Here is a 12,979-nt window from a genome sequence, read left to right as displayed (position 1 = left end):
AAAAAACAATGGATAAATGGCTAACACTAAAAGAAGCTGAACAGCTGACTGGTGTAAAGCACAACACATTCGGTTCATACATCACAAGAAATAAAGTAATCCCAGAAAACAAGCGAATCAAAAAAGGCAACATGTGGCTAATCGACAGAGAATGGCTTGAAGAAAAATACAAGGATAAAATAAAGGAGAGGGAGACAATGACAAATTTAGTATTAATCAAAGACGATCAAGGTAGAGATGTTTATGTAAATATAAACGACAGAAAAATATACGATTACTCAAATAAGGAAAACTGGATAGAATATAATGCAAGGATTTACAGAGACGGTGAACCTACAATGTTTTTTACTAACTACAGAGAAGCCGGAAAGGTCTTAGAAGTAAAAGACAGGATGGAAACTTGGAACAATGCAGCTAAGCTGGGCTTTGCGATAGCAAGTGCAGATTTAAATAAAAATGACAAAGAGGTAGCATGGCAAGGTTTAATTGAACACATAAAAAAGAATGAAGAACAATACTTTGATTCGAATGGAGACTGGAAATTAGATTTAAAGGTCACAGCAGCAGACATTAAAGCAATTTTAAAACTATAGATAAATAAAAAAGCAACTAAAGTGTTCTAGCTGCTTTTTTACATATTCTTTTATTCCATAGAGCATTATGAAATTAAATATAGTATAACATACAATTTTGCATTTTGCAAACAAAAAAACGGCTCACAGAATCGCCTGTAAGCCGTTTTCGCATGTCTCTTGATACTATTCTACCTCTTCCAAAGTGGCTTTGGTCCCGGAATATAGACCGCATGCACTTAGTCCGTAAACCAACCCTTGCATAAAATTCTCGACCGCCAATCCGGACACAGAAACACTTGCCAATACTCCTAATAAAAGGGAAAGTACCGGCACGTATTTCACCGGTAAGCCTAGCTTTTTAAAGACTTCCAAGATTCCAATTAAGACCGGAATTACTAATAGTTTTAATTCTTCATTCATTCTATTTCTCCTTTACATACTCTGCAACTTTTTGCAACGTTTCTTTTCTAGTTGCACCCTTTATTATTTTAGTTGCACCTTTTATTTCTGTTCCACCTACTTGGACCACCTCGGACCATTTGTATTCTGTTGCATCCAGTGTCCTTGTCAGTACTGCCCTATTTCCTAACACATTCAACAGTGCAAGAGCATTCGCAAGGTCTCCATCATTCCAGTAAGCTATCACTATTTTATCGATATTCAACTTTTCATCATCCTTTGTCACTTCATCATATTTTTGAAGATTATATTTTTCTATCAAGTTTATTAAGTTTTGTGGATAAGTCGGAGAAGTTGCATATCCAGCATCTTTTATCTTTTGGGCAGCAACTTTGTAATCCGTTTCGCCGATTAATCCTTGATAGATATACTTCCCATTGATTTTTCGTGTGGTTAGATAAGTCAGTCTGTCTTTCAAGCTTTCATCCCAACTTTTATATGCTTTGAAGTCCGCTGTAATCGTGATGTACTTCCCACCGCTCCATTCTTTAGTTTCTTTCTTGTACACATTCGTCCAACTCGGGTCCGTGTGTGCTTTGATTCCGAACAATGCGTTCGCTTTGGTGGCAAGTTCGCTATTTCCGGATGCGCTTTCAAGAATTGCTTGTGCAATGGTCAGCGATGGTAAAATTTCATGCGTTTTCCATCCGTCAACTGCTGCATCTTTTATTTTTTCGATAAAATCTTCTGTACTTAGTTTTGTAGTGTTTTGAAGTTCTTTCATATATTCTCCTGCTCTCTTTTTAAAAGGCTCCCAACCTTTGTTGTCCAGCATTCTATGAGGACAATACTTACCGCTCCAATCTTGATGTTTCTTTAATCTGTCCATAGAGAGACCACCTTCTACAAGCAATTTAGCAGCAAGCCAAGCTGCGTTTTCTTCTGCTCTAGGATATCTCTTATCTCCCTTGTCTAAGCTGTAACATATTTCTATTGCAATTGATTTTAGATTTCCATTCCCTCTACCATCTCCAGCGTGCCATGCAGTCATGTCAAGTGGAAGTAATTGTATTATTTCTTTATCATCCACTGCAAAATGATACGTTACCTCTCCTTGTCCGGAGTGGACATACTGCGATTCTGCTTGTGCAGGCATCCGATTAGCTGTGTTGTGAATTGTAATATATTGATACTTTCCTTGCATTTTACCAAAATTTCTTGTATCGCTTTCGGGTAGCAACCATTGCTTAATGTTCATTTTCTAACCCTCCTATTTGATGCTCTGGATATACCAAACAAAAAAGCCTACTGAAACACTAATCAGTAAGCCTGTTCCCCATTGAATTGTTTTAATTAGTCCGTCGATTTTCTCGCATAAATGCCCGATTTGAATTTCAAATCCCGCTCGGTACTGCTCTAGTTGGTCTAACCTTGATGAATGATTATCCAATCTTAAATCCTGCCTTGCTTGGTGCTCTTCGGTTTTCTTCATTCTTTCGTTGCATATTCTTTCATCCATGCACATGTGTTCATCCTTTCTATTTCAAATTCCTTACAATCCCCGAACTGTCCTTATAATACACATTCCTGACCGTCCTCACCTGTCCGGTGCTGTCTTTAATTTTTGCACCGCATATTGTCTGTCCATTTATTTTCAAGCTTGGGAATGCTTTTTCACCTCGGATATACCAATAATCGCCTTGTATGCCATTAGCGGGATATTCCGACTCGTCGGCGACAATGGTTTCGATTAATGCATTTTTCACATATTCAAGCCTGTAGACCGTTCCGCCAAAAGTTAGATTAGGCACATTGCCTGCTTTACTACTTATTACTATCTTATAATCACTGTTGGTTGCTGCCGCATTATGGGCTACTAATGGATATAAGAATACTCGGTTTTGAAGAAGCATGTCGTGCGTTCCATTTGTTGTGTATTTCAAGCCGTTTGTTCCTGTCTGAAACTTAAAATAAGTAATATACCCTTGTACTTCTTCATTGGTTACAGTGTTGTGCGTAACCTCATTCGTCTTAATGCTCCACTTCTCATACCAATATTTTGCCATTATTCCAACTCCAATATAAGCGTGTTATTCGGTATCTCCGCCGTACTTCCGCCCGCATTAATAACAGCGATTTGTTCAATCGTGATGCTCCCGTGACTGCCCACTTTTGCGTTCCAAGTCGTTTTTTCTGTGTCGGTTACGAATCTCTTTGTCTCAGATTCGGTTATCATACTTGCATCATGGCTTGTTGGATGGGTGTAATTGTTTGCATTTCTATCAATCGTTGCAAGCTTTTCTTTTTCAAGCGTGGTGTAGGAGTTTTGAGACAATCCCATTCCCGATGCTTTGTCAACTTTATTGTTTAATAAGTTTTGCACTTCTTGTAGACTTGCAACTTCCCACCAATCGTTCCATTTGTTTGAGTGATCATAATATGCTCGGATAAACATTTTATTTCGTTTTTCTGGATTTTGTAAGTATTCATATGCAATCTGAACAATGCCCGCTGTTTTAAGAACTGTCATCCCAAACGCAATATCTGTAGGCTTGTTTGCTAAGCTGTTTGCAACTACCGACTTGTCGGTATAATAAAACCCAACCTCAATATAATTGTTTAAATCCTCGTTTAAATTAAACTCAATAGCGTTTTTAGGAATCTGTCCATTTTGAACCAAATTTTTTAATGCATTAAACGTGTCTGTTGAAGTTGCCGTATCTTGCCCTGCTTTATCAATCTTTAAAACTCCCGCAACCATATCTGTCGCTGGCGGTAAAGTCTGTTCCTCGATTAAGCCTTGCCAAGATTGCCATATACTATCTCTCTGGGATTGCGTTGTCACCCTTGTTTCTTCGTTCTGCTCTCGAATTACTTCAGCATCTTGTCTAGATACTTCATTATTTCTCCTTTTAGTCTCTTCTGTTGCCCTTAAATTTTCTGCGGTATTCCTTGCATTTTCAGCATCGACCCTTGCATCTTCGTTTGTCAGCCTTGTATTTTCTGCACTAACTCTACCAGCCTCAGTCGACTGCCTTGCAGCTTCTTTGCCTTGTCTGTCTGTTTCGTTTGCTTTTCTAGTCGTTTCAGAGCTTAAGCGATCGTCTTCTGTTGTCTGCCTTGCTGTTTCGGCTGTCGCTCTTGCTTGTTCCGCTGCGACTCGTTCGTTCTCTGTGTCGAAGACGGTTTCGAGTGCTGCGTGCATCGTAGTGACTTCTTGATGCTTAGTGTCGATGTCCTTTTTAATTACCTTTTGCTCTGCAAGATTCTGCTCATAGTCAGCTTGCAAGGCATCGACCTTCTCTATCGCAAGTGTTAATTTCGTAAAATCAACGACCAAATCACTACCCTCAGTCGCTCCGCCCTGTGGCAGTGATTCGCCGACATTTCCTTCCCATACGTGCGAATATATCGCCGTGTCATCGCCTTCGTATAGTCCGACTTGAACCTTGATGCGACCTTTTTGGGTTAGTGCACTTGTCGGTACGATAACATCGTATCGGTCTCCGTTTATCTCAGCGATTCGGTAGTAGGTTTGTTCCGGATATGCCATGTTTACACAGTACATTCGCAGCTCATAATCCGGACTGGCTTTGATTACTCTTCCGTCCGCATCCGTTACAAGAATTGAGTAGCCTCTTGTCAGTGTGTCACCTTGCATGAGTTCAAGTCCTGTCAATTGATGTTGGTCATAGTTTAGTGTTATTTTCTTTAATCCCATTTTTTTAATGGTCATTTAATCACCTTCTTTGTAGGTAAGAAAGAAGCAAGGGTTTACTCCCCTGCTTCTTCTTCCTGTTCGTTAAGCATTTCTTTTATTTTCGCTTCCAACTCTTTTTCTTAAATTGAATCCGTTTCCGATTTGCTCGATTTTAATTTTCCCGCTTAGTACTTGTTCAGCTAATAATATTACTAACATCTTATTCACCTCCTTGCCCTCCATTCTCATCAGGATTTGGATTAGTATTTTCGCTATTAGTTTCTTCAGTTTCTTCAGTTTCTTCATAAACTCCCACCTGTGACAGCATTAGTGCAAGCTCCATTATCACGCTAGTTTGTCGTTCAATCTCTTTCTGCAGCTCTTTTGTGTCTTTCTTAATTTCTGCTTTTGCGACGTCTATTTCTTCCATCGCGTCTCTGACTTTAGCTATTGCTCCGGTGGAGTTTCTCTCTATATTCTCAACCATGTGAGCGTCGATTGGTGTAATGTCGACCTCTAGCATGGCTCTTAGCTTGCGCTCTGCCAGCTCTTCATAAGTCTGTCCGCTTTCAATAAACTCGTCTAATTCAGCACCGTCTATCATAAATTCGCCCCTTATTACATTGTGAGGCGGCTTTATTGTCTGCGTTTGCAATAGTAGACTTTTACACCTCTGTATTTCTCCTGGCTTTCCTTCGTAGAATTCCAGGTTTTTTCCTACAATTTCAAATCTCATATGTCCTCCCTTTTATTCAGTTATTTGTTTATCATTTACGTAGAGCCTATCAACTCGAATTTCGGAAAATTTCCAATAAGCTCCACCGTTGCATTGAATAACATTTCCACTCCACGGCTTTATTTCGCAATAGCCATATGGCGTTCTTAAGCTCATCCCGTTCAATTCAAATGTATGATGTCGGCCCTCTGGGTATGCGTCAATCCTACCGTCAACCTCAAGCCTATTATTTGCATAATCAAACCTGATAACAGAACTGTTTGCGTTTACTCCAGTGGCCGAGCCCGCAATGCTTGCACTGCGATAGCCACTTGCCATATGCCCGCTGGTATTGCTAATACTCGTTCCCACTGTTCCTCTCGTCAGGTTGCTTGCGTTTAGATTTTCAACATTAATTGTATTAGCGTTAATCGTTCCCGACGTGATTTTGTCCGCCGACAGGTCCGGAATTCTCGCACTGTTGATAGTCCCGCTCTTAATCGTAGCGGCGTCTATTTCTGTCCATCCTTTTATTTGTACTTTCCTTGTGGTCGGGTCGTATACGATGTCGTTGTCGATGTTGAGTGCTCCGGTTTCCATGTTGATTGATACTTTGCCATTGCCGCCACTTAGGATTCCAGCTTTGATTAGATTGGCTGTCAAGGTCCCAGTCGTTATGAAATCTGCGACAAAACCATCGCCATCTCCAAACGTCTTCCATCTCCATTCGCCATTAGCATATTTACTGTTTGCTATACGGAAAGAACCTCCTAAAATCTGTATCGCCATTGTGGGATTTTGATTTATTGGTCTGTCATAAGTGGTCAGACCTTTCCCATCATTCGATACATACACATATCCGCCTCGCTCATTCATTTCAAGGTTCAACTGCTCGACAAGGTTCTTCAAGAATGATGCATCGATACCACCTTCTTGTATGATTTCCGCTCTGTCCCAGATTCCGGATTTATCTCTGAAATTGCTGATAAAGTCTTTATTTCTGTTAATTTCATCTGTGATTAAATTCTTATAATTACCAAGAACGATATGCGTTTCCTCGTTTTCTATTTCTGTATATTCGATGATGCGTGCTTTAATTGCTATTCCCAAGTCGTTGTCTTTGACGATTACTGTATCGCCTCTGTCCACGTTTTCAAAATCTTCTCCGAGGTCAATTACTTTACATTCGTATGTCACTCTCGGTACTGACCTTTCATCAAGCACCTTTTGCGTAAGTTCCTTTAATTCTATTTTGTCTTCGCAGTCGTCAAACTCAATTTTGTCGAATATGTGTTTTTTGCCCGTGCTCGAGTTTCTACCATATTTAAGCCTTGCTTGTTCGTTTTCAAGATAGGCTTTCTCATTGTTCACATCCGCAAAATCTATTCTTCTACCAAACCCACCACTTTCGAGCTGTTCGCCTTTTCCGTATCCGTATAAGGCTGTACAGAAGTTAGACATATCGACCGTTCTCTTAATTTGAATCATGTCTTTGTCGTATACGAATCTTTTTCCATGAAATGTTCCCATTTCTTTGTAGAGGTCCACATATCTGTTTGTTACTTTGTTTCCAAATATTTTAATCCTTGTATCGAATTCTGCTTTCCACTTTGGTATCAGTTTTTGTTGTACAGCCGACTTGACCGACTCTCTATAATAATTCGTGCTCGCTGTTCCAAGGTTCTCAACAATTCCAACCTCCCACCGACTCGGCTCAAGTGCTTGCATTAGTGCCACACTCGCCGAGGTGTTTTGTGGTCGTTTGTCCTCTAAGAAGTCGCCTATTGTTTCATAGAAAGAGTCTTCTGCGTATACAGAGTAGATTATGTTACCATCTTCGGTGTGCTCTTGCACCGGCTCTGTTATAATAAATTCTCGCCATGTTCCAACTCTGTCCTTATACAAAATCCTGTAAAACTCTTCTAGTCCTTCATCAAACGTGTCGAATTTAAGAGAGTGTTCCGCATTCATCTGCCATTTATATTCATAATTGAATACTTCAATATTCTTGATGTATTCTTCATCACGATTAAATATTTTAAGAATCATACATAACACTCCCAAAACTCAAAAGTTGCTTTATCTGCTCCGACGATTTCTATTTCGTTCATATCCGGCTCGAGATAGAAAAAGTCAGAATCTACTGCAAGAGATTTCATTGCGTTTAAGTCGTTATATTTTACTATTTCTCTATACTCAAGTTGTTCGTTTAATTCGCCAAATTGTATCAGACTGTTTGCTTCCATGTTTCTGTTAAGTTCTAAGTATTGTTTTGTGGTTAGATTTCTGATTATGATTTTGTTTGTTTGTGTGGTAGGACTAATTTTGATAATCGGCTGTATCGAATGAGATCCCGAATTGAATACAAGGTCGTTGGTTTCGATAATGTTGTATTTTCTGTATGTCAAACCGGATGGATTCAAAAATGTCAAAGTCGCAAACCCTGTGTACAGCCATCTTTCAAAGTCGATTTCACCATCGAGGATGGCAATGTCAAACATATCGGTATCTCTGAGTTTTAACATCTTAGGCTCTGTTGTAAGCATTTTGCCCGCAACAAAACTCCTCAACTCTCCCACATTCCATCTAGTTGTATGAATCATTCGAACATCGACTTCGATTCTTCTTGGTCCGGTCCTAAGTTTCCTGTGCTTTAATCCATGATTGCCCACTCTCGTAAGAGTGTTCTCAATGGATGGTAAAAAGGAGCGTCGAATGTTTTCAACATACATATACCTCGAAAAATTAAATCCATTAAAAACAAAATCAAAAGGTGTAAATACTGTCATTAACCTCTGCTCCTTTCTCCACGTCTACGTAATTTATCTAATTCTTCTGCAATACGTCTTATATCTGAATCGTTTCTAACTGTCATATTTTGAATAATTATCTTGCTTTCAGAGTTACTCTTATTCTCGACCATCACATCTGCAACAATTTTCTTTAAGTCATCAAGTGCTCCGACAAATTCGGGTCTTCTCTCTCCTACTCCGATGATTGTCGGACTTCTGAAAATTCCGCCTCTGTCGTACCAGTTTATATTTCCGGTTGCTCCTTGAAGTTGGACATTCGGTATTGTGTTAAGTTGTCCCACAACTCCACCGAGACCTGCCTGTATACCGTTAGCCAGAGACCTCATCCAAGAGAGTCCAATGTTGTACATTGATTGGTTCGCACTGTCGAGTGCCTGTAGTGCGATACCGATTTGTTGTGCTAATTTTGGAATAATTCCATTTCTAAAAGCATTACTAACAATATCTGTCAACTCATGGAAAACATGTTTGAATCCATCGAACACATCTCGTAAGAATTTGTCTGTCTCTTTGAATCCGAGTTTTAATTGTTCTGCAAGACTCGGGATGATATTATCATTAAAAGACTTGATAACAGTGTCGTTTATCTTCTTAAATACAGTCTCAAACTCCGCATACACTGTTCCAAGTATCTTTTTGGTTAGACTTTGTATTTCCTCTAATTCCTTGTTGACACTCTCTTTCATCTGCTTCATCGCCTCATCTTTGGTCGATTTGGCAGCATCTTCCATCTTAAGACTTTCTTTCATTTTCTCTGCAGCGGCTGTCACTTCTGCGAGAGATGCTCCCATTAGCTTGGATTGGTCAAGCGACCATGAACCGACATTGTATTCTTCTTGCCATTGTCCAAGAGTTTTAATCATCACAATTGCTTCATGGTTCCAACTATCTCCGAATGCTTTTGTCTTTATCTCTGCTCGAGTTGTTTGGTCTGTAATGTTGGATAGCTGTTCAATTACTTTTGCAATAACTCCGTATGCACCTTCGCCGCCGTGAACGATATTGTTCCACTCATCCTCACCGTGTCCGCCCATTGCGACCATCGCATTTATGAACTCCTCTTTATGCGATTCGACATAAGCCTTCATATTTTCAAGCGATGTTTTAACATGTTCTTCTCTTTGAGCCATTACGACTTGCACCTTTTCAGTGCTATCAAGAGTCGAGTCTCTTACAACATCTTCAACGCTCATTGCAGCAGTCGCAACTCTGTTCATGTGCTCGATTGCTTTGTTTTCGTTGAATGTCCAAAACTGTTCTTGTTCTCCGTAAAACTCGCCGAAGTTGTTTATCATTTTTCCAAGTTCTGCTGTCCAAGTGTCGCCAAATAAACCGATTCCAATTTCGTTCGCTTTGACTTGGTCATCCATGTTGACTAATTCTCTTGTTATTTGAGCGATTGCAAGATTAGCCACATGTCCGCCCGACTCAAATTTATTTATCATAGAGTCATGGTCGAATCCAAGGTCTTTCAATTCTGTTCGCATACTGTGAACATTCTTCTTGGATTCTTCTCTCATCGTCTCCATGCTCGTTGTTACACTGTAAGCTACTTTTCTATTTTGTTCGACTATTTCGCCCGACACTTTTCTATAGCTTTTTGCGTATTCTTGGTTCATTCTTTCAAGGTCGATGTTGGTTTTCTGCGCGACCATATCCCACTCAGAATATGTGTACATCACGTTGTACAGCTCTTCTGTCCAAGATTCTCCGAACACTTCTGCGAGGTCGACCACACTCGCTCCTTCACTCTCAACAAATGTTTGTGCAAGACTGGCGAGTTCTTCAAATGCTTCTATTCCGCCCGCTTTGAATTTGTCGAATGCTCCGTCATCAATGAGGTCGAATTTCTCCAACAGTGCCCTGTATTTATCTTCATTACTTGTTATATTCTTGATAACATCTTCCATCGCACGTTCGGCGAGATTACCCTTGTCCTCGATTCCTTTTTTAAGCGTATCAAGTGTTGCTCCAGCAAGGTCGCCCATGGCGTCTGTCACTTCGCGTTCCGAGTTCTTAATTGAGTCGGATATAGGTCCACCAAAGTTCAGCCTGTGAATGTCCTTAAGTGGTCCTTCTTTCGCCGGCGAGAATGGTAAGAATCTTCTGACTGCGGCAACAACAGAGCTTATTGCTCCGGTTACTTTGCCTACAGCATTTCTAATTCCGTCTGCGATTGAGCCGATTATGTTAGAGCCCGCATTATAAAAGCTCGAAATCCATCCAGTCACTGTGTCAAATGCGGCTTGCATTCCGTTACTGACCGCACTTTTAACATTGTTGAAAGCATCTGTGACCGCATTTTTAAACGTGCTCCAAACGGATTCGAATACACCTTTTATGGCATTTGAAATTGATTCAATTGTGCTCTTTGCCGAATTCATCCCACTTTCAACAGTGTTCTTGATATTTCCAAGAATATTATCGATAAGAGATTTAATCGCATTCCAAACAGAGTCGAATATACCTTTGATAGTGTTGAGCGTACTGTCAACAATATTTTTTGCACCGTTCATGACACTGTCAATTGTACCTTTGATTCCATTTAGCACACTTTCGACCACCGACTTAATCGCATTCCATATTGTGTCGAATATGCTTTTGATTCCGTTTAGAACAGTATCGATTGTCGATTTGACCGCGTTGATGGTTGTGTCGACAAAGGACTTAATTCCAGTCCAGATAGTCTCTACAAAAGACTTAATTCCATTCCAGATTGTTTCTGTTACTGTTTTAATCGTATTCCAAACAGTTTCAATTACTGTTTTTATTAGTTCAAATGTTGTTTGTGCTTGATTGTATGTTTCAGTGAATTTACCAACAACAAAAGATACAATCGCATCCCATATTGTTGTAAATATTGTTTGAACACCTTCCCAGAGTCCGGAAAAGAAATCCGTTATGGTTTGCCAAACTGTTGTAATGCTTTCAATAATCCCATTCCACACACCGACAGCAAATTCACCGAATGCGTTCCATGTCTCAGATATGAAAGCTGTAATTCCTTCCCATGCTGCCGACCATGATTCGGATATTCCGGACCACAGATTAGAAAAGAATTCCTTAAGTCCATTCCAAACATTATTTGCAACTTCTTTTATTTTGTCCCAGTTTTTGTACAGTAAGACTCCGACTCCGATTAATGCTGTGACCGCTGCAATTGCAATTCCGATTGGTCCGGTGATAAACGTCATTGCTGCTCCAAATGCGGCACTTGCAGCAGCTCCTATTCCTCCCGCTGCTGCGATTGCTCCCGAGAGTACTCCAATTCCACTTACAATTGTGCCGATTGCTCCGACCACTTTACCAATCATGATTATCACCGGTCCAAGTGCAGCAGCAAAAAGACCAACTTTAACAATGGTTTCTTTTGTCTTTGGTGACAATTTCCCAAACCAATCCGCAAATTTCTTAAGTCCACCGATAACACTCTCAATCATTGGCAAAAGTACACCTTGTAATGATGTCGCCAAATCTGCTCCGGTTATTTTTAAGTTGTTCATTGCTTGTTTGGTAAGGTCGACTGGGTCTAACATTCCTTGCCATGTGCTCTCGACCGCTCCGGCCGCTTCTTCTTGTGCGTTTGCGAATTCCTGTGCGGATAGTGCACCTTGCTCAAAAGCTTCAAGCATGAAAGCTCCACCTTTTGTTCCAAACACTTCTGCTGCAATTGCGAGTTTTTCTTCTTGCGTGGTTGCTCCAGCAAGTCTTTCTTCAAGTTCGGCGAGTCCATCGGTCATGGATTTACCTTCTTTTGCCCATTGTGTTTGTGCACGTGTTAAGTAAGATAAAGCCTTTGTTCCGTCGATACCTTTTTGTTCCATTCGGCCGAGCATCTCTGTTGCTTGTGAGAAGTTAAGTCCTAACTCTGCAATCTGAGGTGAACCTTTAATCGCAATGTCGAAGAGTCTGTCTGTTGAAACTCCGGTATTTTGTGCGGTCTTAGTGACAGAATCTAGCACCATATCAAGGTCTTTAGCTTCGAGTCCGTACTTCTCAATCGCTTGTTTTGCTTTGATGGTTGAGTTTGTGACATCGGCTTCATTTATCTGTGCGAATTTGATTACTTTTTCAGATGCTCGCTCAAGTTCTTCGCCCATGAAGCCAAATTGCGTATTAACTTCTCCGATTGCGTTTCCAACCTCATCAAAACTTGCTGGTATGTTGCCGGCTAAATTCTTGTAAGACTGTTCAAGCTCTGCGGCCGCATCTCCTGTCGCTCCTGTCTTGGATATAATTGTGTCCATTCCGGCATCAACTTCATTGAATGCGACCATCGATGCTGCGGCAATTCCCATGATTGGAGCAGTAATGCCTTTTGACATCTTGGTCCCAGTGCTTTCCATCTTCTTGCCGACTTCTTGAATCTTTTCTCCGGATGCTTTCCATTTACTTGAAATTTCTTCAAGTGTGCTTTTTAGCTTACTAAGTTGGTTCTCTGTTTTTACAACTTCTCGAGTGAGCAAGTCGTATTGCTCTCGACCTATTTCACCGCGTTCAAAAGCTGCTTTCGCTTCCTGTTGTGCGGTCTTTAAGGTCTCTAATTTCTTTGAGGTCTCTTGAATGGCGTCCTTAAGAATTCTTTGTTTTTGTGCTACGAGATCGGCGTTACCCGGATTAAATTTTAATGAGTTATTAACTTTTCTAAGTTCACCATCCAGCTTATTAGCATCTTTCCCAACACTCCGAATGGCCTTTTCCAGTTTTGACGTATCTCCAGCCAGTTCAATTGTTATTCCTTTTATTGGTCCGCTCATCTGCTCACCTCTCTTTCTGT

Annotated in this window: 10 protein-coding genes; 1 reads left to right on the top strand and 9 read right to left on the bottom strand. The window is 40.5% G+C overall.

The genetic code is table 11. The annotated features are described in order from the left end of the window. The first annotated feature begins 8 nt into the window (after nucleotides 1-8). The gene (locus VZL98_01745; protein WVH63705.1) at nucleotides 9-593 is read left to right on the top strand and encodes a hypothetical protein; all 585 of its coding nucleotides are present in this window, start codon (nucleotides 9-11) and stop codon (nucleotides 591-593) included. Between the two features lie 165 nt (nucleotides 594-758). Here the strand turns inward: VZL98_01745 and VZL98_01740 are convergent, their stop codons facing one another. The 9 genes from VZL98_01740 to VZL98_01700 all read right to left on the bottom strand — a co-directional run bounded on the left by VZL98_01740 (nucleotide 759) and on the right by VZL98_01700 (nucleotide 12,959). Beyond that, the gene (locus tag VZL98_01740) at nucleotides 759-995 is read right to left on the bottom strand and encodes a hypothetical protein (protein ID WVH63704.1); all 237 of its coding nucleotides are present in this window, start codon (nucleotides 993-995) and stop codon (nucleotides 759-761) included. Between the two features lies 1 nt (nucleotide 996). Further along, nucleotides 997-2,232 (bottom strand): glucosaminidase domain-containing protein, encoded by a 1,236-nt coding sequence (locus VZL98_01735; protein WVH63703.1) that lies wholly within the window; start codon nucleotides 2,230-2,232, stop codon nucleotides 997-999. A 12-nt stretch (nucleotides 2,233-2,244) separates the two neighbouring features. Next, nucleotides 2,245-2,493: a hemolysin XhlA family protein gene (locus VZL98_01730; protein WVH63702.1), complete on the bottom strand. Its 249-nt coding sequence runs from the start codon at nucleotides 2,491-2,493 to the stop codon at nucleotides 2,245-2,247. Nucleotides 2,494-2,512: 19 nt separating this feature from the next. Then, nucleotides 2,513-3,040, bottom strand: a complete 528-nt coding sequence (locus tag VZL98_01725) for a hypothetical protein (protein WVH63701.1) — start codon at nucleotides 3,038-3,040, stop codon at nucleotides 2,513-2,515. Further along, nucleotides 3,040-4,710, bottom strand: a complete 1,671-nt coding sequence (locus VZL98_01720) for a hypothetical protein (protein ID WVH63700.1) — start codon at nucleotides 4,708-4,710, stop codon at nucleotides 3,040-3,042. The genes VZL98_01725 and VZL98_01720 overlap by 1 nt, the downstream gene beginning before the upstream one ends. A gap of 184 nt (nucleotides 4,711-4,894) precedes the next feature. Beyond that, on the bottom strand, nucleotides 4,895-5,278 hold the full coding sequence (locus VZL98_01715) for a hypothetical protein (GenBank protein WVH63699.1): 384 nt from the start codon (nucleotides 5,276-5,278) through the stop codon (nucleotides 4,895-4,897). Between the two features lie 144 nt (nucleotides 5,279-5,422). After that, nucleotides 5,423-7,438: a phage tail spike protein gene (locus VZL98_01710; protein WVH63698.1), complete on the bottom strand. Its 2,016-nt coding sequence runs from the start codon at nucleotides 7,436-7,438 to the stop codon at nucleotides 5,423-5,425. Continuing rightward, nucleotides 7,435-8,178 (bottom strand): distal tail protein Dit, encoded by a 744-nt coding sequence (locus tag VZL98_01705; protein ID WVH63697.1) that lies wholly within the window; start codon nucleotides 8,176-8,178, stop codon nucleotides 7,435-7,437. The genes VZL98_01710 and VZL98_01705 overlap by 4 nt, the downstream gene beginning before the upstream one ends. After that, entirely contained in the window at nucleotides 8,178-12,959 is a 4,782-nt protein-coding gene (locus tag VZL98_01700; protein WVH63696.1) for a phage tail tape measure protein, read from the bottom strand. Before VZL98_01700 ends, VZL98_01705 begins: the two co-directional genes overlap by 1 nt. Nucleotides 12,960-12,979: the final 20 nt, after the last annotated feature.

Source organism: Peptoniphilaceae bacterium AMB_02, from assembly GCA_036321625.1.
GTDB lineage: Bacteria > Bacillota > Clostridia > Tissierellales > Peptoniphilaceae > Microaceticoccus > Microaceticoccus formicicus.
The sequence above is the reverse complement of the archived record's forward strand: the minus strand, read 5'-3'. Positions and strand labels throughout refer to the sequence as shown.